The following is a 25709-nucleotide window of genomic DNA, read 5'->3' as shown; positions in this document are numbered from 1 at the left end:
GTGCCGGGGCAGCGGCCCCGACGCCGCGGCCGGCGCGCCGCGGCGGGGTCGCCCCGCGTCACCCTCTCGACCGCGTCGGTCTACCCGGAGGGGTGCGCGGCCGCGTTCGCCACCGCCGCCCGGCTCGGCTACGACGGGGTCGAGGTGATGGTCTGGACCGACCCGCTCACGCGCGAAGCCGGTGCGCTGCAACGGCTCTCGGAGCTCCACGGAGTACCGGTGCTCTCGGTGCACGCCCCCACGCTGCTCGTCACCCAACGGGTCTGGGGCACCGACCCGTGGGAGAAGGTCGACCGGTCCGTCGAGCTCGCCCACGACCTCGGTGCCGACACCGTCGTCCTCCACCCTCCGTTCCGCTGGCAGCGTGACTACGCGCGGGGCTTCGCCGACGGCGTCGCACTCCGCGAGGAGGACTCGGGCATCCGGCTGGCCGTCGAGAACATGTACCCCTGGCGGGCCGGGGCACGCACCCGCGAGCTCGAGGCCTACCTCCCGCACTGGGACCCCGTGCCGCAGCCGTACGACCACGTGACCCTCGACCTGTCGCACACCGCGACCGCCGGCTCGGACGCCCTCGAGATGGTGCAGCGGCTCGGGCCGCGGCTCACCCACCTGCACCTCGCCGACGGGTCGGGTGCGCCGCGCGACGAGCACCTCGTCCCCGGTCGCGGCGGGCAGCCGTGCGGCGAGGTGCTCGAGGCGCTGGCCGGGGCGGGGTACGGCGGTCAGGTCGTCGTCGAGGTCGCGACCCGGCGCGCCGACGAGGAGCAGCGCGAGCTCGACCTCGCCGAGGCGCTCGCCTTCGCCCGGCTGCACCTCGGCTGAGGCGGGACACCCGCCCGCCGCGGTCGGGTCGTCAGCCCGAGGTGCCGACCGACGCGATGGTCAGCTGCGGCGAGCCGCCGGTCGAGCCCTGGCAGACCTGGACCTTCTTCTCGACGTAGGCGGCCTCGGTCGAGCCGGGCGGGTAGACCCGGAAGCCGTCGGCCGTCGTCGGGGCGCAGCTGCGCTCGTCGTAGGCACCGGCGTCCGCGATGCGCAGCAGCGCCGTCGTCGACCCGCCGGCCGCGAGGTCCACGGTGCGGGCGCTCCCGGTGCGCACCGCCGGCGCCCCGAGCTGGGTCCCGTCGCCCTTCCCGACGAAGGAGACGCCCGGGAAGCCGGAGAGCACGCAGGTGCCCGACCCGGTGTTGCGGAAGGTCAGCAGGAGGTAGCTGCTCCCGGCCGACCCGCCGCCCTCGGGGGAGCGGGCGCCGACCGCGAGGTGGCCGAGCGTGCACCGCCCGGTGCGGTCGTCCCCCGAGGAGCCGGACGTGCCGGACGTCCCGGACGTGCTCGTCGCCGACGGCGAGGTGCCGGTGCCGTCCGACGACGGCGAGCTCTCGCCCGGGGCCGGCGTCGCCGGCGAGGGCGAGCCGGACGAGGACGACGTCGTCGACGGGCCGGACCCGGTGACGGCACCGTCGGACTCGAGGCCGTTGCCGCAGGCGGTGGCGCCGAGCGTCGCGACGAGGGCGGCGACGACGAGGACGGGACGGGCGGGGTGTGTGCTCATGCCGTCGACGCTAGGTCGCGCGGGTCTCGGCACCGGCTCGAGCGGGTCACGGTCGCCGACCGGTTCGCTCACGGGCTCGTGAGCCGTCCGTGACCTCGTCGTGAGGTACCGCGTCGGGCGGAACGTCGGCCGCTCCGGGCGGCGTCGCGGGCAGGAGCAGACGGGCCCGGGCCCCGCCTCCCGGCGCGTTGTCGAGCTCCAGCCGGGCCCCGAGCACGCCGGCCTGCCCGGCGGCGATGACGAGGCCGAGCCCGTGACCTCCGGCGTCGGCGCGGTCGTGGCGCAGTCGCTGCGGGCCGTCGCGCAGCAGCGGCTCGTCGAACCCCGGGCCGTGGTCGCGCACCTCGACGACCGACCCGCGCTGGGCGACCTCGACCGGAGCGGCCCCGTGCCGCAACGCGTTCCGGACGAGGTTGCTCACCACCCGGTCGACGCGGCGGGCGTCCGTGGCGACGAGCGCCGGTCCGTCCGAGGACACGGTCACCGCCTCGGCCGGCAGCTCGCCGCTCGCCACGCCCCGGCGCACGACCCGCCGCACCACCTCGCCGAGGTCGACCTGCTCGACGAGCGCCTGCTCGTCCCCGCCGTCGAGGCGGGCGACCTCGAGCAGCTCCTCGACGAGCGCGGCCAGCGCCCGGGCGCGGTCGCGCACGAGCTCGGCGGCCCGCGACGGCTCGAGCAGCTCGGCGGCGGTGAGCAGGCCGGTGACCGGGGTCCGCAGGTCGTGCGCGACGTCGGCGGTGAAGCGCTGCTCGGCGCGGACCCGCTCGGCGAGCCGGCCGGCCATCGCGTCGACGGCCTCCGCGAGGGCGCCCACCTCGTCGCGACGGTCGCCGACGACGCGGCGCAGCGAGGCGGGGTCGCCCCCGGACGCGACCGTCCGGGCCGTCTCGGCCGCCCGCCGGAGCCGGCGCGCCAGCCGGCCGGCGGTGACCCACCCGACGAGACCCGCGAGGAGCACGACGACCACCCCGGCGAGCAGCAGGGCGCGGTCGACCTGGGCGAGCGTGCCCTCGCCCGGGACGAGGCGGGTTCGCGTCGAGAGGACGACGTCCCCCGAGCGTCCGGCCGCCCACACCGTGCGGACCGAGCCGCCGGTGACGAGCGTGGCCCGCGCCCCGTCGCCGCGCACGGCGTCGCGCAGCTCGGCCGGCACCGCGGGGTCGTCCTCTCGGGCGTCGAAGGAGAGCAGCCCGGTCGCGGCCCGCACGTCGAGGGCGGCGGCCATCCGGTCGGCCGCGGCCCGGCGCGCCGTGTCGACCTGCTCGCGCAGCACGAGGAGGTGCACCGCCACCCCGAGGCCGGCGACCGCCGCGAGGACGACGAGGATGACGACCGCGGCGATCCGCGCCCGCAGGCCCCCGCCCGTCCGGGTGCGTCCGGCCCCCCGAGCCCGGGTCACCGGAGCAGCCGGTAGCCGAACCCGCGCACCGTCTCGACGTGCTCGGCGCCGACCTTGGCCCGCAGGCGCTGCACGTGGACGGTGACGAGGTGGTCCTCGTCCTCGGCGTCGCCGTAGCCCCACACCCGCTCGAGGAGGGCGCGGCGCGAGAGCACGCGGCCCGGCTCCTCGGCGAGCTCGAGGAAGAGGCGCATCTCGGTCGGGGTCAGCGCGAGGACCTCCTCGCCGCGGCGCAGCTGCACGGCCCGGCGGTCGAGGACGAGGTCGCCGAAGGTCTCGGTGCCGTCTGTGGGGGAGGCCTCGCCCGCCGGCACGACCCCGCCGGCCGGGCCCCGGTCGCCGGCCCGCCGCAGCGCGTTGCGCAGGCGCGCCCGGAGGACCTGGACGTCGAAGGGCTTGGTCACGTAGTCGTCCGCGCCGGCCTCGAGGCCGCCGACGACGTCGAGGCTGTCGGTGCGGGCCGAGACGAGGACGACGGGCACCGCGTCGGTCTCCCGGATCCGTCGGGTCAGGCTGGCGCCGTCGAGGCCGGGGAGCACGACGTCGGAGACGACGAGGTCGAACGGCGGGTCGGCCGCCCGCCAGGCGTCCCACGCCTCGAGGCCGTCGGTGTGCCAGGCGACCTCGAACCCGTCGCGCGCGAGGTGCGCGGCGGTGGCCTCGCCGATGACGGCGTCGTCCTCGACGAGGAGGACGCGCCGGCCGGCGTCGCGTGCGCTCGGGTCGTTCACCCGGCCACCCTAGGCTCGTGACCTGCGCGACAGGGCCCGCAGGTGCTCGACGCCGGACCGGCCCCGTGCCAGAGTCGGGACCATGACGAGCGACGCGATCGTCGTCGAGCACCTGCGGGTCCAGCGCGGTGGCCGCGAGGTCCTGCCCGACCTGTCGCTGCGGGTCCCCCGCGGCCAGGTCGTCGGGCTGCTCGGACCGAGCGGCGGCGGCAAGTCGACCCTGATGCGGTCGGTCGTCGGCGTGCAGGTCGTCGCCGGCGGATCGGTCACCGTCCTCGGCGAGCCCGCCGGGTCCCCGGCGCTGCGGGCCCGGGTCGGCTACCTCACCCAGGCCGCGAGCGTCTACGCCGACCTCACCGTGCGCGACAACGTCCGCTACTTCGCCCGCGTGCTCGGGGTCGGGGCCGACGCCGCCGACCGGGCCATCGCCGCGGTCGACCTCACCGACCACGCCGGCGCCCGCGTCGAGAACCTCTCCGGGGGCCAGCTGTCCCGGGCCGGGCTGGCCTGCACGCTCGTCGGCGACCCCGAGGTGCTCGTCCTCGACGAGCCGACGGTCGGGCTCGACCCGGTGCTGCGCCGTGACCTCTGGGAGATCTTCCGGGGGCTCGCCGCCGACGGGCGCACGCTGCTCGTCTCGAGCCACGTCATGGACGAGGCGGTGCGCTGCGACCGGCTGGTCCTCCTGCGCGCCGGTCGGGTGCTCAGCGACTCGACGCTCCCGGACCTGTTGTCGCGCACCGGGACCGACGATGCCGAGGCGGCCTTCCTCGCCCTCGTCGACGAGGACGCCGCCCACGACGGGGGTGCCGCGTGAACCCCCGCATCACGCTCGCGACCGCGGGCCGCATCCTGCGCCAGCTCCGCGGCGACCACCGCACGGTCGCGCTGATGCTCGTCGTCCCCTGCGTCCTGCTCGGCCTGCTCGCCTGGGTCTACTCCGACTCGCCCGTCGTCTTCGACCGGATCGGGCCGGCCCTGCTCGGCGTCTTCCCGCTCGTCGTCATGTTCATCGTCACGAGCATCGCCACCCTGCGCGAGCGCACCACCGGCACCCTCGAGCGGCTCCTCACGACCCCGCTCGGCAAGGGCGACCTCATCGTCGGCTACGCGCTGGCCTTCGGGGTGATGGCCGTCGTGCAGGCGGTCGTCGCGAGCGCCTTCGCGGTGTGGGTCTGCGGCCTCGACGTCGCCGGGCCGCTGTGGCTGCTCGTCGTCATCGCCGTCGTCGACGCGGTGCTCGGCACCGCCCTCGGGCTGCTGGCCAGCGGGTTCGCGCGCACCGAGTTCCAGGCCGTCCAGTTCATGCCGGCCTTCGTCCTCCCGCAGTTCCTGCTCTGCGGGCTGCTCATGCCGCGCGACCAGATGCCCGGTGTGCTGGAGGCGGTCTCGGACGTCCTGCCCCTGTCCTACGCCGTCGACGCGATGAAGGACGTCTCGGCGCAGGCCGACCCGCTCGGCGACGTGCTGCCGAGCCTCGGCGTCATGGTGCTCTGGGTGGCCGTCGCGCTCCTGCTCGGCAGCCTCACCCTCCCGCGCCGCACCCCCTGAGTGCATCTTTCGACGAATGTGTCAGTTCTTGTCGTCCCCGAGCGACAGATATCGACACATTCGTCGAAAGATGTCGGGTGGCCGGCTCGGGCGCAGGCACCCCGAGGTCACGGGTTCGGGATCTCGAAGTGCTGGTAGTCCTTGAGCGTCACGTAGTCGCCGCCCCACGCGAAGCCCTTGTCCGCGAACGCCTTCACGACGGCGTCGCCCGCGACGACCATCCCCGGCCGGACGTCCGTGCGGTCGAGGAACGCGCGTCCGGCGGCGGGCAGCACGAGGTCGCCCTTGACATAGGGGTTCTCGATCGTGTTGACGTCGATCGCCTTGCCGTAGCTGTGGATCGAGAACCGGTCGGTCGTGCCGGTGATCGGACGGCAGTTGAAGGCCGAGGTGTTGTCGGCCGCCATCGACGCGTCGTCGTCGGCGTCGTACCTCTCGATGAGCTCCATCCGGCGGATGGGGAAGCGCCGGTCGTACAGCTGCCCGAACACCCGGGCCACGTCGCGCGCGACGTCCTCGTGGACCATGAGCCGGCCGAGGTGCGGCCGGTCGTCGAAGCCCCAGTAGGTCATCGTGACGATCCGCAGGTCCTCGATCGGCACCGGGCAGCCGGGCTTCCAGCTGACCCCGACCATCGAGGCCCGCGTCCGCCGGTCGACCGGCGTGACGAGGGCGAGGAACGGCAGCCGGTGCCCGGGGTGCCACGCCGCCACGGCCCGCTCGAGCCCGGCCGCGGGCGCCGGGCCCGAGGACGCGGGGGCCGCCGCGGCGCCCGGCACGGCGAGCGTGCCGAGGAGGGCGGCGGCGGCGAGGAGGACGGCGGGGGTGCGGGGTCGCATGGGGGGCTCCCGGGATCGGGGACGGGCGGCGGCGTGCCGCGGGGACGTCCGGCCACCGTAGGTCGGGTCGGCCGGTACCGCGCGTCGAGCGGCCCGTGACCCGGCGCTAGCCTGCTGGACGTGGACGCCTCCGACCTCCTCCGTGGAGCCCTGCTGCAGCTGTCCGGGTCCGACGCCGTGCGCGCGGCGGTCGTCAAGGCGCCGGTCAGCCGCTCCGTCGTCGCCCGCTACGTCGCCGGCGAGGAGGTGGCCGACGCGGTCCGGGTCACCGGCGAGCTGCGCTCGACCAACCGGCTGACCACCATCGACCACCTCGGCGAGGACGTCACCGAACGCGCCCAGGCCGAGCACACCCGCGACACCTACCTCGCCCTCCTCGGCGCCCTCGACGAGGCCGACCTCTCCCGCTTCGGGGCGGCCGAGGTGAGCGTCAAGCTGAGCGCCGTCGGGCAGGCCATCCCCGGCGACGGCGACGCCATCGCCCTCGAGAACGCGCGGGCCATCTGCGAGGCCGCCGAGCGGGTCGGCACCACCGTCACCCTCGACATGGAGGACCACACGACGACCGACCGCACCCTCGAGGCGGTCCGGGCCCTGCGCGAGGACTTCCCGTGGGTCGGCGCGGTGCTCCAGGCCTACCTGCACCGCACCGAGGCCGACTGCCGCGACCTCGCCGGTCCGGGCAGCCGGGTGCGCCTGTGCAAGGGCGCGTACAAGGAGCCGGCCTCGGTCGCCTACCAGGACGGCGGCGACGTCGACCTCTCCTACGTCCGCTGCCTCAAGGTGCTCATGGCCGGCGAGGGCTACCCGATGGTCGCCACCCACGACCCCCGGCTCGTCGAGATCGGCCAGGCCCTCGCGAGCCACCACGGCCGCTCCCCGGACAGCTACGAGTTCCAGATGCTCCTCGGTGTCCGGCCGCTGGAGCAGAAGCGGATCGCCGACCGGGGCCACCAGATGCGCGTCTACCTGCCCTTCGGAGAGGACTGGTACGGCTACCTCGTGCGCCGCCTCGCCGAACGCCCCGCGAACGTCCGCTTCTTCCTGCGCTCGCTCGCCTCCAGCGGCTGACGGGCATACTCGCCCCATGGGTACGGTCGCGATCTTCGGTGCCGGTGTCATGGGCGAGACGCTCCTCTCGGGCCTGCTGCGCGCAGGACGGCCGGTCGACGCCCTCGTCATCACCGAGCGGCGCCCCGAGCGGGCCGCCGAGCTCACCGAGAAGTACGGGGTGCGGGTCCTCGAGAACGCCGAGGCCGCCGCGCTCGCCGACACCCTCGTGCTCGTCGTCAAGCCGCAGGACATGGAGTCCCTGCTCGAGGAGGTCGCGCCCCACGTCCGGCCGGGCGACCTCGTCGTCAGCCTGGCGGCCGGAATCACGACGTCGTTCGTCGAGTCCCGTCTGCCGGAGGGGCGTTCGGTCGTCCGCGTCATGCCCAACACACCGGCCCTGGTGGACCAGGGGATGGCGGCGGTCTCCGGCGGGGCGCACTGCGCGCCCGAGCACGTCGCCGAGGCCGAGGCGCTGCTCGCGGCCACGGGCAAGGTCGTCGAGGTCCCCGAGAAGCTCCAGGACGCCGTCACGGCCATCTCCGGCAGCGGGCCGGCGTACATCTTCTACGTCGTCGAGGCGATGATCGAGGCCGGTGTCGTGCTCGGCATGCCGCGTGCGACCGCCACCGAGCTCGTCGTCCAGACCCTCTTCGGGGCCGCGACGATGATCAAGGAGACCGGACAGCACCCCACCGTGCTGCGCGAGCAGGTCACCTCGCCCGGCGGCACGACGGCCGCGGCGCTGCGCGAGCTCGACGACCACAAGGTGCGGGCCGCGTTCATCAGCGCGATGGAGGCCGCCGCCCTCCGCAGCCGCGAGCTCGCCGGTGGCTGAGCCGGTGGACGGGTCCGCGGCCACGCCCGGGCTCGCCCCGCCGCTGCGTGTCGAGCCGGTCACCCTCGACTCCTGGCGCGCCTACCGCGACGTCCGGCTCGCCGCGCTGCTCGACAGCCCGCGCGCGTTCTGGGTCACCTGGGCCGAGGCCACCGAGCGCAGCGACGAGGACTGGCGGTCCTTCGTCGCCGACGGGCCGCTCGTCTGGCTCGCGTGGGACGGCGACCGCCCGGTCGGCACCGTCGGCCTCTGGCACGCCGACGACCAGCCCGACGACGAGGTGCACCTGGTCGGCATGTGGGTCGCCTCGGGAGCGCGCGGCAGCGGGGCCGCGGACGCGCTCGTCGACGCCGCCCTCGACCGCGCCGCCGCCGACGGGCGCGGACGGGTCACCCTCGACGTCGCCCGCGAGAACACCCGGGCCTGCCGCTTCTACCTGCGGCACGGCTTCGCGCTCACCGGCGAGACCGGGACGATGCCCTGGGACCCGACGTGCGACGAGGTCCGGATGGCCCGCCGGGTGGGCTGAGCACCGGCTGTTCATCCTCCCCGGTTGCCGGATGCCGAGGGTGTCGTGGGAGAGTGACGTGCCATGAGCGACATCACGGTGCGCCCCCTGGGCGTCGAGGACTGGGAGCAGTACCGCTCCGTGCGCCTCACCGCCCTCGCCGAGTCACCGGACGCGTTCGTCGCGACGCACGCCGACGAGGAGGCCGAGCCCGAACAGTTCTGGCGCGACCGGATGGAACGCTCGACCCGCCTGCTGGCGGAGGTCGACGGCGAGCCGGTCGGCATCGCGAGCGTCGGCGAGGTCGGTCCGCAGAAGCCGGAGGCCGCCCAGCTGTTCGGCCTCTTCGTCCGCCCCGAGGCCCGCGGCTCCGGGGTGGCCACCGCCCTCGTGCGCGCCGGCGCGCAGGTCGCGGCCGAGCAGGGCCGCGCCCAGCTCTACTACTGGGTCGGCACCGACAACGGCCGCGCCGTGGCCTTCGCGAGCGGCTTCGGGTTCCGCCCCACGGGGCTGCGCCGGCCGATGCGCGTCGTCTCCGAGGACGACGGCGAGGAGGAGGTCGCGATGACCCTCCCCCTCGGCGGCGACCGCGGCGGCATCCCCAGCCTCTGAGGCCGGGGGCACCACCACCGGCTACGGCCGGGCGGCGAGCCGCTCGATGAGGGTCGTCGGGCCGCTGACGATGAGCACGTCGTGCGCCGACACCTTCGTCGACGGCACGGCGTACGTGAAGTCCTCGCCGGGCGCCTTGACGCCGACGACGGTGACCCCGTACTTGCTGCGGATCGCGCTCTGCTCCAACGTGAACCCGACGGTCTCCGTGGGCGGGCGCATCTTGACGATGGCGAAGCCGTCGTCGAACTCGATGTAGTCCTGCATCCGGCCGCCGACGAGGTGGGCCACCCGCCGGCCGGTGTCGGCCTCGGGACGGACGATGTGCTGCACCCCGATCCGGTCGAGGATGCGCGCGTGCTCGGGGGAGAGGGCCTTGGCCCAGATGGCCGGCACCCCGGCGTCGACGAGGTTGGCGGCGGCGAGCACCGAGGCCTCCACCGACGAGCCGATCGCGACGACGGCGATGCCGAAGCGGCCGGCCTTGGCGTCGCGGATGACGCCGACGTCGCTCGCGTCGCCGTGGACGACGTGGGCGATCCGGCCGAGGAACTTCTCGGCGAGGAAGCCGTCCTTCTCGATGGCGGTCACCTTGTGCCCCAGGCGGCGCAGCTCGAGGGCGGCCGCGGCGCCGAAGCGTCCCAGCCCGATGACGAGGACCTCGCCGTCGCCGTGCGCGCTCTTGCCCATCGTGTGTCCTCCCGGTGTGGGGTCGGTCGGGGCCAGCCTGCCACGAGCGGGGCACCGAGTAGCGTGCAGCCATGGCCCCACGGACGAGCGTCATCTGGGATGACGTGTTCACCGCCTACGACTTCGGGCCGGACCACCCGATGCGCCCCGTGCGCCTCGACCTCACCACCCGCCTCGCCCGATCGCTCGGGGTCCTCGACCACGTCGACGTCGTCCGCCCCGACGTCGCCGACGACCACCTGCTGACCACCGTGCACGACCCGGCCTACGTCGCCGCGGTCCGGGCGGCCTCGGCCGACCCGAGCCGCGCCGACGTGCACCGCGGCCTCGGCACCGACGACGACCCGGCCTTCGCTGGCATGCACGAGGCGTCGGCACGCATCGTCCAGGGCACGGTCGAGGTCTGCCGGCGGGTGTGGGAGGGCGAGGCCGAGCACGGGGTCAACTACTGCGGCGGCCTCCACCACGCGATGCGCACGCACGCCGCCGGCTTCTGCATCTACAACGACATCGCCGTCGGCATCCAGTGGCTCCTCGACCACGGTGCCGAGCGGGTCGCCTACGTCGACATCGACGTCCACCACGGCGACGGCGTCGAGCGGGTCTTCTGGAACGACCCGCGCGTGCTCACGGTCTCCCTCCACGAGAGCGGCCAGCACCTCTTCCCCGGCACCGGCTGGCCCGGCGACGTCGGCGGACCGGACGCGCGGGGCAGCGTGGCGAACGTCGCGCTGCCGCCCGGCACGAGCGATGCCTCGTGGCTGCGCGCGATCGACGCCGTCGTGCCGCCGCTCGTGCGGGCCTTCGCCCCCGACGTGCTCGTCACCCAGCACGGGTGCGACACCCACCTCGAGGACCCGCTCGCCCACCTCGCGATCACCGTCGACGCCCAGCGCCGGGCCCACGACGAGCTGCACTCGCTCGCCCACGAGGTGTGCGGCGGCCGGTGGGTGGCGCTCGGCGGCGGGGGCTACGAGCTCGTCGACGTCGTGCCGCGGTCGTGGACCCACCTCACCGCGATCGCCGCGCACTGCCCCGTCGACGTCACCACCGAGGTGCCGCAGGAGTGGCGCGACCACGTGCAGAGCCTGCTCGGGCGCCCCGGCCCGCGCCGGATGGGTGACCTGCCGGCCGACCGGCTGCCGATCTGGGTGCAGCCGTGGGGGATGGGGCACAACCCCGAGAGCCCGGTCGACCGGTCCGTCTTCGCCACCCGGCAGGCCGTCTTCCCGCTCCACGGCCTCGACCCCTGGTTCGACTGAGCAGCGGCCCCCGGGTCGTCCCATCGGCGCCGACACGCCTCATTCGGCGCCGTCCGTTCGGCGTGTCGGCTGGACATCCGGAGGTATTTCCGTCCGTTCCCCTTCACAGTGGTCACAACTGCCCCTATGGTTGCGACAGCACGACGCAGGGAGCCAAGCCGGGGTCATCCGGCGCTGCGGAGAGCAGAAGATCGAGGTCACGATGTCCACGGAGCGTCAGCTCGGCGAGGTGCGGTTCCTCACCGTCGCCGAGGTCGCCACGATCATGCGCGTCTCGAAGATGACGGTCTACCGCATGGTCCACGCCGGCGAGCTGCCGGCGATCCGGGTCGGTCGGTCGTTCCGCGTCCCGGAGGACGAGGTGCACACCTACCTCCGCAGCTCGTTCGTCGACACCGCCTGATCCCGGGACCACCCGGTCGCGAAGGGGCGGCCGGTCAGCCGAGCGAGAGCAGCCGCGGGCCCCACTTGACGACCTCGAAGGCCAGCACGAGCGTCAGCCAGATGACGAGGCCGGCCATGAGGTAGCCCTTGGCGACGGCCGAGAAGGCGCGGGCCTGCACGCCGGCCGGCAGGTAGAGGTTGTCGTGGAGGACGTTCCAGTGCGTCATCGAGACGAAGACGAAGGTCGTCGAGACCGTGACGAGCAGGCACCAGGGGCACAGGGCGCCGATCTCGAAGGTCGACTGCCAGAGCAGCCAGTAGGCGAAGACGACACCGAGGAAGTAGACGACGTTCGCCGTGAACATGAACCAGCGGGGGAAGCGGGTCCCGGCGAGCGACGCGACGGCGATCGTCATGACGACCGGCTCGGCGACGAGGCCGATGAAGGCGTTGGGGAACCCGAGGACGTGGGCCTGCCAGGAGGCGCCGACCCGCGCGCAGTCGAGGACCGAGTTGATCGAGCAGCCGAGGATGACGTCCGGGTTCTCGGCGATCTTGATGGCGTCGACGCTGAGGACGAAGGAGGCGAGCAGGCTGAGGGCCGCGAAGAGGAGCATCTCCCCGAAGACGAAGCCGGGGGTGTGCTGCCGTCCGGGCAGGACGACGTCGTCGAGGTCGTCCTCGACGTCGTCGGGTCCGGACCGACCCGTGTCGACCGTCGTGTCGCTCATGAGGTTCCTCTCGCGCCGTGGTGCCGGACCCCATCGTAGGTCGCCGACCCGGGTGCGGTTTGGGGGGCACGCGTGCCTGCCGGTAGGGTGGGCCGCCGCACCCCCAGTACCACCGTGAGGAACACCCATGGGTTCTGTCATCAAGAAGCGGCGCAAGCGGATGGCCAAGAAGAAGCACCGCAAGCTGCTGCGCAAGACGCGTCACCAGCGTCGCAACAAGAAGTGACCCCGCGTCACCGCTGATCGTCGAAGGTCCCCGGCTCGAGCCGGGGGCCTTTGTCGTCCCCGCACCCTCCGGCGGGGTGACGCGGCGGCGGGGGCAGTGGGTAGGGTCGGACCCAGGAACGGCGTGAAGGAGCAGGCGTGGCGCGGGTGGTTCTGGTCACGGGGGTGTCCCGGTACCTCGGGGGGCTCCTCGCGCGCCGCATCGCGCTCGAGCCGGGGGTCGACCACGTCGTCGGCGTCGACGTCATCCCGCCCCCGCACGACATCGGCGGCGTCGAGTTCGTCCGGGCCGACATCCGCAACCCGATGATCGGCCGGGTCATCGACTCGGCCGGGGTCGACACCGTCGTCCACATGAACGTCATCGCGACGCCGACCTTCGTCGGGGGGCGCACCCCGCAGAAGGAGATCAACGTCATCGGCACGATGCAGCTGCTCGCGGCGTGCCAGAAGTCCTCCACCGTGCGCCGGCTCGTCGTCAAGTCCTCGGCGGCGGTGTACGGCTCGACCCCGCGGGACCCGGCGATGTTCACCGAGGACATGGGGGCCCGGCGCACCCCGAGCGGCGGCTTCGGCAAGGACTCCATCGAGGTCGAGGGCTACGTCCGCGGCTTCGCGCGCCGCCGCCCCGACACCGAGATCCTCATGCTGCGCCTGGCCAACGTCATCGGTCCGCGCATCCGCACCTCGATCACCGACTACTTCTCGATGCCGGTCATCCCCGTGCCGCTCGGCTACGACGCCCGGATGCAGTTCCTCCACGAGGACGACGCCATCGACGCCCTCGTCCTCGGCGGCGCGGGCTCGACCACGGGCGTGGTCAACGTCGCGGGTGACGGCGTCGTCACGGTCCTCCAGGCCGCCGCGCTCGCCGGACGGCCGGTGCTGCCGCTGCCGCTCAACACCGCGGGTTTCGTCGGCGGGATGACCAAGCGGCTCGGGCTCGCCGACTTCTCGCCCGACCAGATGTCCTTCCTCGCCTTCGGCCGCGGCCTCGACACGACGCGGATGCGCGACGAGCTCGGGTTCACGCCGCGGTTCACGACGCGCGAGGCCTTCGAGGCCTTCGCCGCGACCCTCGGCCCGGCCGTGCCCGGCGGGTCGGTGCTGTCCGACGCCGTCAGCGGGGTCGCCGGCACCGCCAGCCAGGCCGTGCTGCGGGCCCTCGGCGCGGGGAGCGGTCGCTGATGGCCGCGCGACGGGGCACCCTCGCGGCCGGGGCGGCGCGGGCGGGCGGCGAGCGGGCCCGGCGCCGCACGACACCGCTCATCGGCGCGGACCCGGTGCAGGAGGCGCCCGCGGCCGAGGCGCCGGTGCGGCGGCCCGCCGCGAAGGCCACGACGACGAAGGCCACGACGACGAAGGCCACGACGAAGAAGGCCGCGACGCGGAAGGCCGCGACGCGGAAGACCGCGGCGACGGCGACGCCGGCGACGGTCTCGACCCCGAGGCCCACGCCGGCGACGGCTCCGGCGTCGAAGCCCACCCCGCCCGCCCCCGCGCCGCCGGCGACCCCCGCCCGGCGCAAGCACCGGCCCGCGCCGCGGGTCACCTCGGCCCCGTCGGCCCGGGCGACCACCCAGGCGGGGGAGCGCACCGGCCGGGCCCGCCTGTCCCCGCGCGAGAAGGCCCGCCGCGACGCCGAGTCCCGCCGGCCGCACCTGCGCCTCGCCGAGCCGCCGCCCCCGCCCGTCGAGGAGGCCGCGCCGCCGCTCGACCCCACGATCTCGGACGCCCCGGGCCGCAGCGGCCTGCCGGTGCCCGACCTCACCGACCTCGTCGAGGCCCTCGTCGTCGCGCTGCGGGTCGCCGCCGAGGCCGCCGGGGTCGCCCCCGAGGACGTCGAGCGCCGGGTCGCCCAGGTGCTGGCCTACCTGCGCCGCCGCCTCGACGGCGACTACACCGTCGACGACTTCGGCTACGACGAGCACTTCACCGAGCACGTCTTCTACCCGATGCTCCGGCCGCTGTACCGGCACTGGTTCCGGGTCGAGGTGCGGGGCATCGAGAACATCCCGGCCGAGGGCGGCGCGCTCGTCGTCTCGAACCACTCGGGCACCGTGGCCCTCGACTCGCTGATGGTCCAGCTGGCCATCCACGACGAGCACCCGGCCCATCGCACGATGCGCGCGCTCGGGGCCGACCTCGTCTTCCAGACCCCGTTCGTCGGGACGATGGCCCGTCGCTCCGGCTCCACGCTGGCCACCAACGACGACGCGGAACGGCTCTTCGCCCGCGGCGAGCTGGTCGGCGTCTTCCCCGAGGGCTTCAAGGGCACCGGCAAGCCGTTCAGCGAGCGCTACAAGCTCCAGCGCTTCGGCCGGGGCGGCTTCGTCTCGGCGGCGCTGGCCGCAGGCGTGCCGATCGTCCCGTGCTCGGTCGTCGGCGCCGAGGAGATCGCGCCCATCCTCGGCAACATGGGCACCCTGGCCCGGCTGCTCGGCCTGCCGTACGCGCCGATCACGCCGACCTTCCCGTGGCTCGGCCCGCTCGGGCTCGTGCCGCTGCCGAGCAAGTGGATCATCGAGTTCGGCACCCCCATCGAGACCGAGGGGCACGAGGACGGCGCCGCCGACGACCCGATGCTCGTCTTCGACCTCACCGACCAGGTGCGCGAGACCATCCAGCAGACCCTCTACACCCTGCTCATGCAGCGCCGCTCGGTGTTCTTCTGACGATGGCCGCCACGCCCGTCCGGGTCACCCTCGTCGGCCGCGCGGGGTGCCACCTGTGCGACGTCGCCCGCGAGGTCGTCGAGCGGGTGTGCGCCGACCTCGGCGTCGGGTGGCAGGAGCTCGACGTCGACGCCGACCCCGCGATGCTCGAGCGCTGGTCCGAGGAGGTGCCGGTCACCCTCGTCGACGGCCGGCAGCACGACTTCTGGCGGGTCGACGAGGGTCGGCTGCGGGCCGCCCTGGCCGGTCCGCCCGCGCCGCCCGGCCCGGGGGCGCCCCACCCCGGGGCCTAGCACACGGGCCGGGTGAGGCATCTCACCGGGTCCGCCGTCACTTTGTGCCCGTGTTCACAAAGTCGTAGGCTGACGGGGTTTCCCGCGGGTCCCGGGGGCCGTCCCGGCCCCACCCCTCGTCCCGGGCCCGCGGTCCGCGAAAGGAGTCGGTGACCGCTCGTGTCCGCCGCAGCAGCCACCCGCCGGGGAGTCCCGGAGGCGTCGGTGGCCCGTCTGCCGGGGTACCTGCGGGCCCTCACCGCCCTCGCCGCCGACGGCACCCTCTCGGTCAGCTCCGAGGAGCTCGCGTCGGCCGCGGGCGTCAGCTCGGCGATGCTGCGCAAGGACCTCTCGCACCTCGGCAGCTACGGCGTGCGCGGGGTCGGGTACGACGTCGACCGGCTCTCCTCCGAGATCGCCGCTGCGCTCGGCCTCACCCAGGACTGGCCGGTCGCCATCGTCGGGATGGGCAACCTCGGGCGGGCGCTCGCCGCCTACCGAGGGTTCGCGGAGAGGGGTTTTCGCGTCATCGCGCTCCTCGACCGCGACGAGCGGGTCGTCGGCGAGGTCGTCGCCGGCACGCGCGTCCGCTCCACCGCCGACCTCCCCGCGCTCGTCGAGGACGACGGCCTGGCCATCGGCGTCATCGCCACCCCGCCCGAGGGCGCCCAGGAGGCGTGCGACGAGCTCGTCGACGCCGGCGTGCGCTCGGTGCTCAACTTCGCCCCGGTCGTCCTCTCCGTCCCCGACGAGGTCGTCGTCCGCAAGGTCGACCTCTCGACCGAGCTCCAGATCCTCGCGTTCCACGGCCAGCGGCTCGCCGTCGCCGAGGCGGTCGCCCCGTGAGCCTCGTCGTCCTCGGGCTGTCCCACCACGGGGCGCCCCTCTCGCTGCTGGAGTCGGTCGCCCTCGACGGCGCCGCCGCCACCGCGCTCGAGGAGGCGGTCCTCGCCTCCGAGCACGTCACCGAGGCGGTCGTCCTCTCCACGTGCAACCGCACCGAGGTCTACGCCGAGACGCTCACCTTCCACGGCGCGCTCGTCGACGTCACGAAGGCGCTCGCCGACTCCTGCGGCGTCGACCGCTCCGAGCTCCAGCCGCACCTCTACGTCCACTACGAGGACCGCGGCATCTGCCACGCCTTCACCGTCGCCGCCGGGCTCGACTCGATGGCCGTCGGCGAGGCGCAGATCCTCGGCCAGGTGCGCCGCTCGCTGTCCCGCGCGCAGCGCCACGGGCACGTCGGCCCCGCGCTGAACGGCCTTCTGCAGCAGGCGCTCCGGGTCGCCAAGCGGGTGCACGCCGAGACCGAGATCGACCTCGTCAGCGGGTCCCTCGTCCAGGCCGGGCTCACGCGCACCGAGGCCGTCCTCGGCGGTCTCGGCGACCTGTCGGTGCTCGTCGTCGGCGCCGGGGGGATGGGCGCGCTCGCCGCGGCCACCGTCGCCCGGCTCGGTGCCGGCGCGGTCGTCGTCGCCAACCGCGACCCCGACCGCGCGGCGTCCGTCGCCGAACGGGTCGGTGGCACCGCGGTGCCGCTGGCCGACCTCGGGACGGCCCTCGAGGGCGCCGACGTCGTCATCTCCTCCACCGGCGCCCGCGGCCAGCTCGTCACCGCCGACCACGTCGCCGCGGCGCTCGCCACCCGCGGTGGCCGCCCCCAGGTCTACGTCGACCTCGCGCTGCCGCACGACGTCGACCTCGCGGTCGCCGACCTCGACGGCGCGACCCGGGTCGGGCTCGCCGAGCTGGGCGAGGACCTCGCCGAGGCCGGGTCGGCGCCCCAGGTCGCCGTGGCCAACGAGCTCGTCACGGCCGAGGTGGCCGCCTACCTCGTCCAGCGCTCGGCCCAGGCCGTCGCCCCCACCGTCACCGCCCTGCGCGCCCGCGCCGGCGAGCTCGTCGACGCCGAGCTCGCGCGCCTCGAGCGCCGCACGCCCGGGATGGGCGAGGCCGAGCGGGCCGAGGTCCGTCGCGCCGTCGAGCGGGTCGTCGACAAGCTGCTCCACACGCCCACCGTCCGGGTCAAGGAGCTCGCGCAGGAGGGCCAGGGCGGCAGCTACGCCCGCGCGCTCAGCGAGCTGTTCGACCTCGACCCCGGCGACATCGCCCTCGTGTCGGCGCCGCCGACCCTGCCGGGGGAGGACGCATGAGCACCCTGCGCCTCGGGACCCGGCGCTCGGCCCTCGCGACGACGCAGTCGTCGTGGGTCGCCGACCGGCTGCGCGCGCTCGGGCACGACGTCGAGCTCGTCGAGGTGAGCACCGAGGGCGACCGCGACCGCGAGACGCCGCTGGCCCAGCTCGGCGGCACCGGGGTCTTCGTGTCCGCGCTGCGCGAAGCCCTCGCCGAGGGCCGCGTCGACCTCGCGGTGCACTCGCTCAAGGACCTCCCGACCGCCGCGGACCCGCGGGTCGTCGTCGCCGCCGTGCCGGCGCGCGAGGACGTCCGTGACGCGCTCGTCGCCCGCGACGGCCTCACCCTCGGCGAGCTCCCGTCCGGCGCCACCGTCGGCACCGGCTCGCCGCGCCGCCGGGCCCAGCTCGAGGCGCTCGACCTCGGGCTCGCGCTCACCGACCTGCGCGGCAACGTCGACACCCGGCTCGCCCACGTCCACGAGGGCCGGCTCGACGCCGTCGTCCTCGCCGCCGCCGGCCTGCGCCGGCTGGGGCGCGCCGACGAGGTCACCGAGTACCTCGACCCGCTCCAGGTGCTCCCCGCGCCGGGGCAGGGCGCCCTGGCCGTCGAGGTCCGGGCCGACGACGAGGCCACCCGCGCCGCCGTCGCCCCGCTCGAGGACCCCGACGCGCGCGCCTGCGTCACCGCCGAGCGCTCCCTGCTCGCCGAGCTCGAGGCCGGTTGCTCGGCCCCGGTCGGCGCGCTCGCCGAGGTCGTCGAGGGCCTCGACTCCACCGAGCTGTCCCTCCGGGCCGTCGTCGCGGCCCCGGACGGCTCCTCCGACCTGCGCCGGTCCCTGACCGGCGACCCCGCCGAGGCCGCAGACCTCGGCCGGAGGCTGGCCCGCCTCCTCCTCGAGGACGGCGCCGCCGACCTCATGCCCACGTCCACCGAACGACTCGTCACGGAGCGTGCCCAGTGAGCCCCACGCGCTCGTCCACCCGTCCCTCCCGCGTCCCCGCACGCGTCGCCTTCGTCGGCGGCGGCCCCGGTGACCCCGGGCTGCTCACGGTCCGCGCGACCGAGCTGCTCGCGGCTGCCGACGCCGTCGTCATCGACCAGGTAGCGCGCGAGGAGATCGCCCTCCGGCACGCCCGTCCGGACGTCGACGTCGTCGACGCCGGCCACGGCGACCAGGGCGAGCGGCTGACCCAGGCCTCCCGGGCCAAGCTCGTCGTCCGCGCGGCCAAGGCCCACCCCGGTGGGCTCGTCGTGCGCCTCATGGACGGCGACCCGGCGATCTTCAACGGCCTCGCCGAGGAGGCCCAGGCGCTCGTCAAGGCCGGCATCTCCTTCGAGGTCGTCCCCGGCGTCAGCAGCCTGACCGCGGTCCCGGCCTACGCCGGGGTCCCGCTCACGTCGAAGACCTCCACGGCGGTGCACGTCGTCGTCGCCGGCCCCGGGACCCCCGACGTCTCCGGCGGCGTCGACCCGTCGGTCACGGTCGTCGTGCTCGGCACGCCGGACAGGGCCGCCGAGGCGCTGCGCGCCCTCGCCGCCGCCGGCCGCGACGAGGCGACCCCCGTCGCGGTCACCGAGCGCGGCACCACCACCGAGCAGCGCACCGTCGTCACGACCCTCGGCGCCGCTCCCGAGGCGATGGCCGCCGGGCACTTCCCGGTGCTCGCCGTCGTCGGCGACACTGTCGCGATGCGCGACGCGCTGTCCTGGTTCGAGACCAAGCCGCTCTACGGCTGGTCGGTCCTCGTGCCGCGCACCAAGGAGCAGTCGGGCTCGATGACGGCCCGCCTCGAGCACCACGGCGCGCACGCCGAGATCGTCCCGACCATCTCCGTCGAGCCGCCGCGCACGCCGCAGCAGCTCGAGCGCGCGGTCAAGGGCATGGTCACCGGTCGCTACGAGTGGGTCGGCTTCACCTCGGTCAACGCCGTGCGCGCCATCCGCGAGAAGTTCGACGAGTTCGGCCTCGACGCCCGCTCGTTCGCCGGCCTCAAGGTCGCGGCCGTCGGCGGTGTCACGGCAGAGGCGCTGCGCGAGTGGGGGATCAACCCCGACCTCGTGCCCACCGACGAGCAGTCGGCCAAGGGACTGCTCGAGGCGTGGCCGCCCTTCGACCCCGACCTCGACCCGATCAACAGGGTCTTCCTCCCGCGCGCCGACATCGCCACCGACACCCTCGTCGCCGGGCTCCAGGAGACCGGCTGGGAGGTCGACGACGTCACGGCGTACCGCACCGTCCGGGCCGCCCCGCCGCCCGCGCCGGTCCGCGACGCCATCAAGTCCGGTGCCTTCGACGCGGTGCTCTTCACGTCGTCCTCGACCGTGCGCAACCTCGTCGGCATCGCCGGCAAGCCGCACCCGAGCACCGTCATCGCGTGCATCGGCCCGGCCACGGCCAAGACCGCCGAGGAGCACGGCCTGCGGGTCGACGTCCTCGCGCCGGAGCCGAGCGCCGAGGCCCTCGTCGACGCGCTCGCCGACCACGGCCGCTCGCTCGCCCTCGACGCCACCGAGGCCGGCGAGGAGGTCGTGCGCCCGAGCCAGCGCCGCGCCGGCGGCCGGAAGCGCGCCACGTGACCCGCGGCGGCCTGCTGCCGGGGGCGCCGTTCCCGGTCGGCCGCCCGCGCCGGCTGCGCACGACGCCGGCGCTGCGGCGGCTGGTCGCCGAGACCCGGCTGCACCCGGCCGAGCTCGTCCTGCCCGTCTTCGTCCGCGAGGGCGCCGAGGCCCCGGTGCCGATCTCGGCGATGCCCGGGGTCGTGCAGCACACCCTCGACTCGCTCGTCGAGGAGGCACGGCGCTGCGTCGACGCCGGCGTCGGCGGGATCATGCTCTTCGGCGTGCCGTCGGCCAAGGACGGCCGGGGCTCCGGCGCCGACGACCCCGAAGGCATCCTCAACGTCGCGCTGCGGCGGGTCGTCGAGGCGGTCGGCGACGACCTCGTCGTCATGTCCGACCTCTGCCTCGACGAGTTCACCGACCACGGGCACTGCGGGGTGCTGGCCGACGACGGCTCGGTCGACAACGACGCCACGCTCGAGCGGTACGCCTCGATGGCGCTGGCCCAGGCCGCCACCGGCACACCGGTTCTCGGCCTGTCCGGGATGATGGACGGTCAGGTCGGGCACGTGCGCGCGGCCCTCGACGCCGCGGGGCACACCGACACGGCGATCCTCGCGTACGCCGCGAAGTACACCTCCGGCCTCTACGGTCCGTTCCGCGAGGCCGTGCAGTCCTCGCTCGTCGGCGACCGCGCCACCTACCAGCAGGACCCGGCGAACGGGCGCGAGGCGTTGCGCGAGCTCGAGGCGGACATCGCGGAAGGGGCCGACCTCGTCATGGTCAAGCCGGCCGGACCGCACCTCGATGTGGTCGCGGCCGCCGCTGCCGTGTCTCCGGTTCCCGTTGCGGCGTACCAGATCTCGGGGGAGTACTCGCAGATCGTGGCCGCCGCCGAGCGGGGCTGGATCGACCGCGACCGGGTCGTCGACGAGTCGCTGCTCGGCATCCGCCGGGCCGGGGCGAGCATCGTCCTCTCGTACTTCGCCCTCGAGGCCGCTGCCCGCCTCTGAGACCGAGTCAGTGGTCGTGGTCGTGCGGCGCCTCGCCGCTGACGGCGACCATCTCCACCGGGGTGTGCTCCAGGGCGTGCCGGGCCGTGACCTTCCCCGTCCCCAGGTCGGTGACGACGAGCTCACGCTTCTCGGCGTCGGTGACGAACGCGGTGTCGCCGACGACGCGCAGCACCGGACCGGGCTGCTGCCAGTCGTCCTTCTCCCGCCACGGCGCGATGACGGGGATGCGGCGGGTGACCGTCGCCGCGTCGACGTCCACGACGGCGAGCGAGCCGTCGTCGGTCAGCACGACGCCGTCGCCGTCGGCGCTGCGGCCGAGCGAGCGGAACCAGTAGGACGACCCCAGGTCGACGAGCCGCAACCGGTCGGTGCGGGTGTCGACGAGCGCGACGCGGGTCGTGCGCTCGACCGGGTCGGCGTCCGGGTCGACCTTGTAGTCGGTCAGCACGACGGGGGAGGCGGGGCTGCCGGCCGCGTTCCCGGTGCGGGCGTAGGCGTCCTTCACCGGGACCTTGTGGAACCCGCCGTCGCGGAACACGATCGGGCCGTCCTCGCACCCGAAGAGCACGACGTCCCCGTCCGCGTCGGGGGCCGCCGCCGCCTCGCCGTGGACGCCGGTGCAGTCGTCGGTGGAGGCGAGGACCTTCCCGTCGCGCACGAGCCGCACGCTCGAGCGGGCCTCCTCGGTGCCGTGCGTCGTGAGGACCCCGCCCCCGACGGGGACGGCGACGCCGTGGTGGGGCGCGGGCGTCGTCATCCTCCGGACGGGGGCGACGTCCGAGCCGATCTGCTCGGTCGGCACGAGCTGGATGGAGCCGTCGCCGTCGCCGAACAGCGCGGTCGTCCCCTCGTGCGGCACGACGTGGCCCGCGTGTGCCGCCGGGTACTCGACGTCCGTCAGGCCGGGGGTGTACTCGAAGGCGTGGTCGTGGTCGCCGTGCGGTTGTCGCTCGATTCCGGTGTCGTACACGCGGAAGACGTCACCGTCGGCGACGACGACGTGGCGTCCGTCGCCGGCGTCGCTGAGCCGGAGGAAGCCCGCACGACGCTCCTCGTGGACGGTCCTCCCCGTCGACGCGTCGAGCAGGGTCAGGCCGCCCTCGTGGGCGAGGAGGACGCGGGGCTCGACCCCGCGCACCTCGCGCTCGTTCGCGCCGACCGACGCGGAGGGCGCGGGTGAGCGAGAGCCGTCCGTGGAGACACAGCCGGCGAGGACGACGACGGGGGCGAGGAGGAGGGCGGCGGGGCGCAGGGCGCGGGGGCGGGATCGCATGACCGGCACCCTAGATCATAATGACAATCATTCTCAACTGAGGAGTGACCGGTGACGGGAGGACTCACGTCGAGGGCGGCTCCGGCGTTCCACGAGCATGGATGACGTCGTGCTGCTGCCCATCGGTCCCGACGAGCTCGAGGTGGTCCGCCGCGACCGCGTCGACGCGTGGGGCCGCCGCGCCGAGGAGTCCACCGACCTCGAGGGCGGGTCGCAGCTGAGGTGCTGCCTGGCTCGGGCGGAGCCGGGTGAGCGGATCCTCCTCGTCGGCCACGCGCCGTCCGGGATCGAGCGCCCGTGGCAGGAGGTCGGGCCGGTGTTCGTCCACGCGGGCCGGTGCCCCCACGCTGCCGACGGAAGCGTCCCGGCCTGGTTCGACGAGGACGCCCGGGTGCTGCGGGCCTACGACGCAGAGGGGGCGATGCGCTACGACCACAACCGGGTCGTCGCGGCGGGCGAGGGCGTCGAGGCGGCGTTGCGCGAGGTGCTGGCGCACGCCGAGGTCGCCGAGGTGCACGTGCGCAACCTCCTCGCACAGTGCTTCATCGCGCGGGCGGTCCGTCGGCCGTGACGTCACCGGCGTCCAGGCACTGGCGCAGCCGCTCGACCCCCCGCGGAGCATCGCCCCGTAGCCGTCGTCGCCGAGGTTGAGGTGCAGGCTCGGGGCCAGGCCCGACGCCGACGGGTAGTGCGCCAGGACGCACCGCTGGGCACCCGCTCCGACGGGCCGGGACGACGGACCGCCCGCCACGCGGTGCGTGACGGGCGGTCGGGCGACCTCGCTCGGGCCCTGCCCCGAGGGTCGCCGGGCCCCGCCGGAGGGTGCGGGGCGGAGGGAGGCTCAGGCCTGCTTGGCGAGCTGGACGTCGATGACGAGCTTGATCTTCTCGGAGACGAGGACGCCGCCCTTCTCGAGGTTGGCGTTCCAGGTCAGGCCCCACTCGGTGCGGTCGATCTCGCCGCTGGCCTCGAAGGCCGCCTTCTCGTTACCCCACGGGTCGGTGGCGACGCCGCCGAACTCGACGTCGAGGGTGACCGGCTTCGTCACGCCCTTGATGGTGAGGTCGCCGACGAGGGTGTCGCCGTCGAACGAGGTCGAGCGGAAGGTCATGTCCGGGTGGGCGTCGGAGTCGAAGAAGTCGCCGCTGCGCAGGTGGGCGTCGCGGTCGGCGGTGCCGGTGGCGACCGAGGCGGTCTTGATGGTGACCTCGGCGGTGGAGTCCGCGAGCGAGTCGGCGACGACGACGGTGCCGGCGACCTCGGTGAAGGAGCCGCGGACCTTGGTCACCATGAGGTGGCGGGCGACGAAGCCCACCTCGGTGTGGGTCGGGTCGATGGTCCAGGTGCCGGTGCTGAGGCCGGTGAGGGTGGCGGTGCTCATGGGAACTGCTCCTTCGGAGGTGGCGAGGGCCACAGGTCGACGGGTTCGACCCGGTAGTTGACGCTTCAACTATGACCCATCGACGTCTATTCCGCCTCCCGGGTGCCATCTCGCGGGACACGGCGGCCGCCGGCGCCACGGCGGTCCCGGGGCTCCGACGTGCGACGATGGCCCCGTGGTCGACGACGTTCGCTGGCTCAGCGTCGAGGAGCAGTGGTCGTGGCGCGCGTACCTGCGCGCCACCCGCGAGCTCGACGCCGCCCTCGACCGCGACCTCCAGTGCTCCGGGGTCTCGCTCCCGGAGTACGAGCTGCTCTCGATGCTCTCCGAGGCCGACGGCAGCCGGCTGCGCATGTCGACCCTCGCCGAGCTCATCGTCCAGTCGCGCAGCCGCGTCACGCACACCGCGGCCCGCCTCGAGCAGCGCGGGTGGGTCCGGCGCACCCCCGCCCCGGACGACCGCCGCGGAGTCGTCCTCGAGCTCACCGACGAGGGGCGCGCGGCCATCGAGCGGTTCGCCGTCGTCCACGTCCGCAGCGTCCGTCGCCACCTCGTCGACGTCCTGAGCCCCACGCAGTTCCACGCCCTCGGCGAGGCGATGCAGGCGGTGCGCGTCGCCTACGCCGCCGACCCGACGACCCCGGACCGACCCGCCGCGCCCTGCTGACCCGACAATGGACGGGTGACCGACCCCACCGCACCGTCCACCGCCGAGCGCGCCCCCGCCTCCGCCGCCCTCCTCGCCCGCGCCCGCGCGGTGACTCCGGGAGGCGTCAACAGCCCGGTGCGCGCGTTCCGCTCGGTCGGCGGCACCCCGCGCTTCATGGCGAGCGGCCGCGGCCCGACCCTCACCGACGTCGACGGCCGCGAGTACGTCGACCTCGTCGGCAGCTGGGGGCCGATGATCCTCGGCCACGCCCACCCCGAGGTCATCGCGGCCGTGCACGACGCCGCCGCCCGAGGCACCTCCTTCGGCACGCCGTCCGAGAACGAGGTGCTGCTCGCCGAGGAGATCGTCGAGCGGGTCGCCCCCGTCGAGCGCGTCCGGCTCGTCTCCAGCGGCACCGAGGCGACGATGAGCGCCATCCGCCTGGCCCGCGGCTTCACCGGCCGCCCGCTCGTCGTGAAGTTCGCCGGGCACTACCACGGCCACGTCGACTCGCTGCTCGTCGCCGCGGGCTCCGGCGTCGCGACGCTCGCGCTGCCCGACTCGGCCGGCGTCCCGGCCGAGATGGCCGCCGAGACGGTCGTCCTCCCGTACAACGACGTCGCGGCACTCGAGGCGGTGTTCGCGGCACGGGGCGAGCAGGTCGCCTGCGTCATCACCGAGGCGGCCGCCGGCAACATGGGCGTCGTCCCGCCGGACCCGGGCTTCACCGAGGCGCTGCGCCGGGTCACCGCCGAGCACGGCGCGCTGCTCGTGTCGGACGAGGTGATGACCGGCTTCCGCTGCAGCCGGGCCGGCTGGTGGGGTCACGAGGACCTCGACGTCGCCCCGGACCTCCTGACCTTCGGCAAGGTGATGGGTGGTGGCTTCCCGGCCGCGGCCTTCGGCGGCCGGGCCGACGTCATGGCCCTCCTCGCCCCGGACGGTCCGGTGTACCAGGCGGGCACGCTCTCGGGGAACCCGGTGGCGACCGCGGCGGGCCTCACCACGCTGCGCCTCTGCGACGACGCGGTGTACTCGCGCCTCGACGAGGTGTCGTCGACCATCCGCGAGGCCGCGTCCGAGGCGCTGACGAAGGCCGGTGTGCCGCACCGGGTCCAGACGGCATCCTCGATGTTCTCGGTGTTCTTCCGCGACGGCACGGTGCGCGACTACGACGACGCGCGGGCCCAGGACACCGAGGCCTTTGCGCGCTTCTTCCACGCGATGCTCGACGCCGGCGTCTACCTGCCGCCGAGCGCCTACGAGTGCTGGTTCGTGTCCGCCGCCCACGACGACGCCGCCGTGGAGAGGGTCCTCGCCGCGCTGCCCGGCGCGGCCGCCGCGGCGGCCGGCTGAGGCGCGGTCCG

General features: G+C 74.8%; 29 protein-coding genes. 21 read left to right on the top strand and 8 right to left on the bottom strand.

Features of this window, described 5'->3' with window-relative positions; translation table 11 throughout:
• Positions 1 to 825, top strand: a complete 825-nt coding sequence (locus JQN70_RS06090; protein ID WP_204130433.1) for a sugar phosphate isomerase/epimerase family protein — start codon at positions 1 to 3, stop codon at positions 823 to 825.
• 31 nt (positions 826 to 856) lie between these two features.
• Here the strand turns inward: JQN70_RS06090 and JQN70_RS06085 are convergent, their stop codons facing one another.
• The 3 genes from JQN70_RS06085 to JQN70_RS20825 are packed head-to-tail and all read right to left on the bottom strand — an operon-like array spanning position 857 to position 3688.
• A complete protein-coding gene (locus JQN70_RS06085; RefSeq protein ID WP_204130432.1) occupies positions 857 to 1555 on the bottom strand; it encodes a DUF4232 domain-containing protein in 699 nt (232 codons plus the stop codon).
• A gap of 46 nt (positions 1556 to 1601) precedes the next feature.
• Positions 1602 to 2957 (bottom strand): sensor histidine kinase, encoded by a 1356-nt coding sequence (locus tag JQN70_RS06080; protein ID WP_204130431.1) that lies wholly within the window; start codon positions 2955 to 2957, stop codon positions 1602 to 1604.
• The gene (locus JQN70_RS20825) at positions 2954 to 3688 is read right to left on the bottom strand and encodes a response regulator transcription factor (RefSeq protein ID WP_204130430.1); all 735 of its coding nucleotides are present in this window, start codon (positions 3686 to 3688) and stop codon (positions 2954 to 2956) included. Before JQN70_RS20825 ends, JQN70_RS06080 begins: the two co-directional genes overlap by 4 nt.
• A gap of 82 nt (positions 3689 to 3770) precedes the next feature.
• Here JQN70_RS20825 and JQN70_RS06070 point away from each other — a divergent pair, with 82 nt between their 5' ends.
• Both JQN70_RS06070 and JQN70_RS06065 read left to right on the top strand, forming a co-directional pair.
• On the top strand, positions 3771 to 4505 hold the full coding sequence (locus JQN70_RS06070) for an ABC transporter ATP-binding protein (RefSeq protein WP_204130429.1): 735 nt from the start codon (positions 3771 to 3773) through the stop codon (positions 4503 to 4505).
• Positions 4502 to 5239 carry an ABC transporter permease gene (locus JQN70_RS06065; RefSeq protein ID WP_204130428.1) on the top strand — a complete coding sequence of 246 codons (738 nt, stop codon included), beginning with the start codon at positions 4502 to 4504 and terminating at the stop codon, positions 5237 to 5239. The genes JQN70_RS06070 and JQN70_RS06065 overlap by 4 nt, the downstream gene beginning before the upstream one ends.
• A gap of 107 nt (positions 5240 to 5346) precedes the next feature.
• Here the strand turns inward: JQN70_RS06065 and JQN70_RS06060 are convergent, their stop codons facing one another.
• Entirely contained in the window at positions 5347 to 6078 is a 732-nt protein-coding gene (locus JQN70_RS06060) for a M15 family metallopeptidase (RefSeq protein WP_204130427.1), read from the bottom strand.
• 120 nt (positions 6079 to 6198) lie between these two features.
• Here JQN70_RS06060 and JQN70_RS06055 point away from each other — a divergent pair, with 120 nt between their 5' ends.
• The 4 genes from JQN70_RS06055 to JQN70_RS06040 all read left to right on the top strand — a co-directional run bounded on the left by JQN70_RS06055 (position 6199) and on the right by JQN70_RS06040 (position 9086).
• The gene (locus tag JQN70_RS06055; protein ID WP_204130426.1) at positions 6199 to 7149 is read left to right on the top strand and encodes a proline dehydrogenase family protein; all 951 of its coding nucleotides are present in this window, start codon (positions 6199 to 6201) and stop codon (positions 7147 to 7149) included.
• 16 nt (positions 7150 to 7165) lie between these two features.
• Positions 7166 to 7966, top strand: a complete 801-nt coding sequence (proC, locus tag JQN70_RS06050; RefSeq protein ID WP_204130425.1) for a pyrroline-5-carboxylate reductase — start codon at positions 7166 to 7168, stop codon at positions 7964 to 7966.
• A complete protein-coding gene (locus JQN70_RS06045; RefSeq protein ID WP_204130424.1) occupies positions 7959 to 8495 on the top strand; it encodes a GNAT family N-acetyltransferase in 537 nt (178 codons plus the stop codon). The genes proC and JQN70_RS06045 overlap by 8 nt, the downstream gene beginning before the upstream one ends.
• A 63-nt stretch (positions 8496 to 8558) precedes the next feature.
• Positions 8559 to 9086 (top strand): GNAT family N-acetyltransferase, encoded by a 528-nt coding sequence (locus tag JQN70_RS06040; protein WP_204130423.1) that lies wholly within the window; start codon positions 8559 to 8561, stop codon positions 9084 to 9086.
• Positions 9087 to 9107: 21 nt separating this feature from the next.
• Here the strand turns inward: JQN70_RS06040 and JQN70_RS06035 are convergent, their stop codons facing one another.
• Positions 9108 to 9776 (bottom strand): potassium channel family protein, encoded by a 669-nt coding sequence (locus JQN70_RS06035; protein WP_204130422.1) that lies wholly within the window; start codon positions 9774 to 9776, stop codon positions 9108 to 9110.
• A 71-nt stretch (positions 9777 to 9847) separates the two neighbouring features.
• On the opposite strand from JQN70_RS06035, the gene JQN70_RS06030 reads away from it, so the two are divergent.
• Complete coding sequence (locus JQN70_RS06030; RefSeq protein WP_204130421.1) at positions 9848 to 11038, top strand: acetoin utilization protein AcuC; 1191 nt, start codon at positions 9848 to 9850, stop codon at positions 11036 to 11038.
• Positions 11039 to 11240: 202 nt separating this feature from the next.
• Complete coding sequence (locus JQN70_RS06025) at positions 11241 to 11441, top strand: helix-turn-helix domain-containing protein (RefSeq protein ID WP_166102834.1); 201 nt, start codon at positions 11241 to 11243, stop codon at positions 11439 to 11441.
• Between the two features lie 34 nt (positions 11442 to 11475).
• Here JQN70_RS06025 and JQN70_RS06020 read toward each other — a convergent pair whose 3' ends face one another.
• Positions 11476 to 12153, bottom strand: coding sequence for a vitamin K epoxide reductase family protein (locus JQN70_RS06020; RefSeq protein ID WP_204130420.1), 678 nt, complete (start codon positions 12151 to 12153; stop codon positions 11476 to 11478).
• Between the two features lie 127 nt (positions 12154 to 12280).
• Between JQN70_RS06020 and JQN70_RS06015 the strand changes: the two genes are divergently transcribed.
• From JQN70_RS06015 to hemB, 9 genes are all read left to right on the top strand, one after another.
• Entirely contained in the window at positions 12281 to 12379 is a 99-nt protein-coding gene (locus tag JQN70_RS06015) for a 30S ribosomal protein bS22 (protein ID WP_003792170.1), read from the top strand.
• 146 nt (positions 12380 to 12525) lie between these two features.
• The gene (locus JQN70_RS06010; RefSeq protein WP_434063745.1) at positions 12526 to 13566 is read left to right on the top strand and encodes an NAD-dependent epimerase/dehydratase family protein; all 1041 of its coding nucleotides are present in this window, start codon (positions 12526 to 12528) and stop codon (positions 13564 to 13566) included.
• Positions 13566 to 15053, top strand: coding sequence for a lysophospholipid acyltransferase family protein (locus JQN70_RS06005; protein ID WP_204130418.1), 1488 nt, complete (start codon positions 13566 to 13568; stop codon positions 15051 to 15053). The genes JQN70_RS06010 and JQN70_RS06005 overlap by 1 nt, the downstream gene beginning before the upstream one ends.
• A gap of 2 nt (positions 15054 to 15055) precedes the next feature.
• Positions 15056 to 15346, top strand: coding sequence for a glutaredoxin family protein (locus JQN70_RS06000; RefSeq protein WP_204130417.1), 291 nt, complete (start codon positions 15056 to 15058; stop codon positions 15344 to 15346).
• 159 nt (positions 15347 to 15505) lie between these two features.
• Entirely contained in the window at positions 15506 to 16171 is a 666-nt protein-coding gene (locus tag JQN70_RS05995) for a redox-sensing transcriptional repressor Rex (protein WP_204130416.1), read from the top strand.
• The gene (locus tag JQN70_RS05990; RefSeq protein WP_204130415.1) at positions 16168 to 17478 is read left to right on the top strand and encodes a glutamyl-tRNA reductase; all 1311 of its coding nucleotides are present in this window, start codon (positions 16168 to 16170) and stop codon (positions 17476 to 17478) included. The genes JQN70_RS05995 and JQN70_RS05990 overlap by 4 nt, the downstream gene beginning before the upstream one ends.
• The gene (hemC, locus tag JQN70_RS05985) at positions 17475 to 18425 is read left to right on the top strand and encodes a hydroxymethylbilane synthase (protein WP_204130414.1); all 951 of its coding nucleotides are present in this window, start codon (positions 17475 to 17477) and stop codon (positions 18423 to 18425) included. The genes JQN70_RS05990 and hemC overlap by 4 nt, the downstream gene beginning before the upstream one ends.
• Positions 18422 to 20041: a bifunctional uroporphyrinogen-III C-methyltransferase/uroporphyrinogen-III synthase gene (locus tag JQN70_RS05980; RefSeq protein ID WP_204130413.1), complete on the top strand. Its 1620-nt coding sequence runs from the start codon at positions 18422 to 18424 to the stop codon at positions 20039 to 20041. The genes hemC and JQN70_RS05980 overlap by 4 nt, the downstream gene beginning before the upstream one ends.
• On the top strand, positions 20038 to 21036 hold the full coding sequence (gene hemB / locus JQN70_RS05975; RefSeq protein WP_307835843.1) for a porphobilinogen synthase: 999 nt from the start codon (positions 20038 to 20040) through the stop codon (positions 21034 to 21036). The genes JQN70_RS05980 and hemB overlap by 4 nt, the downstream gene beginning before the upstream one ends.
• A 7-nt stretch (positions 21037 to 21043) precedes the next feature.
• Here the strand turns inward: hemB and JQN70_RS05970 are convergent, their stop codons facing one another.
• Positions 21044 to 22312 carry a hypothetical protein gene (locus JQN70_RS05970; RefSeq protein WP_239110854.1) on the bottom strand — a complete coding sequence of 423 codons (1269 nt, stop codon included), beginning with the start codon at positions 22310 to 22312 and terminating at the stop codon, positions 21044 to 21046.
• A gap of 109 nt (positions 22313 to 22421) precedes the next feature.
• On the opposite strand from JQN70_RS05970, the gene JQN70_RS05965 reads away from it, so the two are divergent.
• Positions 22422 to 22883, top strand: a complete 462-nt coding sequence (locus tag JQN70_RS05965; protein WP_204130412.1) for a DUF1203 domain-containing protein — start codon at positions 22422 to 22424, stop codon at positions 22881 to 22883.
• A 270-nt stretch (positions 22884 to 23153) separates the two neighbouring features.
• Here the strand turns inward: JQN70_RS05965 and JQN70_RS05960 are convergent, their stop codons facing one another.
• Positions 23154 to 23693, bottom strand: coding sequence for a YceI family protein (locus JQN70_RS05960; RefSeq protein WP_204130411.1), 540 nt, complete (start codon positions 23691 to 23693; stop codon positions 23154 to 23156).
• Positions 23694 to 23868: 175 nt separating this feature from the next.
• Here JQN70_RS05960 and JQN70_RS05955 point away from each other — a divergent pair, with 175 nt between their 5' ends.
• Both JQN70_RS05955 and hemL read left to right on the top strand, forming a co-directional pair.
• Positions 23869 to 24360, top strand: a complete 492-nt coding sequence (locus JQN70_RS05955) for a MarR family winged helix-turn-helix transcriptional regulator (RefSeq protein WP_204130410.1) — start codon at positions 23869 to 23871, stop codon at positions 24358 to 24360.
• Between the two features lie 15 nt (positions 24361 to 24375).
• Positions 24376 to 25698, top strand: a complete 1323-nt coding sequence (gene hemL / locus JQN70_RS05950) for a glutamate-1-semialdehyde 2,1-aminomutase (protein ID WP_204130409.1) — start codon at positions 24376 to 24378, stop codon at positions 25696 to 25698.
• The last annotated feature ends 11 nt before the right edge of the window (positions 25699 to 25709 follow it).

The sequence above is a fragment of the Phycicoccus sonneratiae genome, from assembly GCF_016887965.1.
GTDB lineage: Bacteria > Actinomycetota > Actinomycetes > Actinomycetales > Dermatophilaceae > Phycicoccus > Phycicoccus sonneratiae.
The sequence above is the reverse complement of the archived record's forward strand: the minus strand, read 5'-3'. Positions and strand labels throughout refer to the sequence as shown.

Bases quoted from the DNA above. Each gene is read 5' to 3' on its own strand.
- JQN70_RS06085 (WP_204130432.1), bottom strand. From the start codon at position 1,555: ATGAGCACACACCCCGCCCGTCCCGTCCTCGTCGTCGCCGCCCTCGTC.
- JQN70_RS06070 (WP_204130429.1), top strand. From the start codon at position 3,771: ATGACGAGCGACGCGATCGTCGTCGAGCACCTGCGGGTCCAGCGCGGT.
- JQN70_RS06060 (WP_204130427.1), bottom strand. From the start codon at position 6,078: ATGCGACCCCGCACCCCCGCCGTCCTCCTCGCCGCCGCCGCCCTCCTC.
- proC (WP_204130425.1), top strand. From the start codon at position 7,166: ATGGGTACGGTCGCGATCTTCGGTGCCGGTGTCATGGGCGAGACGCTC.
- JQN70_RS06040 (WP_204130423.1), top strand. From the start codon at position 8,559: ATGAGCGACATCACGGTGCGCCCCCTGGGCGTCGAGGACTGGGAGCAG.
- JQN70_RS06035 (WP_204130422.1), bottom strand. From the start codon at position 9,776: ATGGGCAAGAGCGCGCACGGCGACGGCGAGGTCCTCGTCATCGGGCTG.
- JQN70_RS06030 (WP_204130421.1), top strand. From the start codon at position 9,848: ATGGCCCCACGGACGAGCGTCATCTGGGATGACGTGTTCACCGCCTAC.
- JQN70_RS06025 (WP_166102834.1), top strand. From the start codon at position 11,241: ATGTCCACGGAGCGTCAGCTCGGCGAGGTGCGGTTCCTCACCGTCGCC.
- JQN70_RS06020 (WP_204130420.1), bottom strand. From the start codon at position 12,153: ATGAGCGACACGACGGTCGACACGGGTCGGTCCGGACCCGACGACGTC.
- JQN70_RS06015 (WP_003792170.1), top strand. From the start codon at position 12,281: ATGGGTTCTGTCATCAAGAAGCGGCGCAAGCGGATGGCCAAGAAGAAG.
- JQN70_RS06005 (WP_204130418.1), top strand. From the start codon at position 13,566: ATGGCCGCGCGACGGGGCACCCTCGCGGCCGGGGCGGCGCGGGCGGGC.
- JQN70_RS06000 (WP_204130417.1), top strand. From the start codon at position 15,056: ATGGCCGCCACGCCCGTCCGGGTCACCCTCGTCGGCCGCGCGGGGTGC.
- hemC (WP_204130414.1), top strand. From the start codon at position 17,475: ATGAGCACCCTGCGCCTCGGGACCCGGCGCTCGGCCCTCGCGACGACG.
- JQN70_RS05970 (WP_239110854.1), bottom strand. From the start codon at position 22,312: ATGCGATCCCGCCCCCGCGCCCTGCGCCCCGCCGCCCTCCTCCTCGCC.
- JQN70_RS05960 (WP_204130411.1), bottom strand. From the start codon at position 23,693: ATGAGCACCGCCACCCTCACCGGCCTCAGCACCGGCACCTGGACCATC.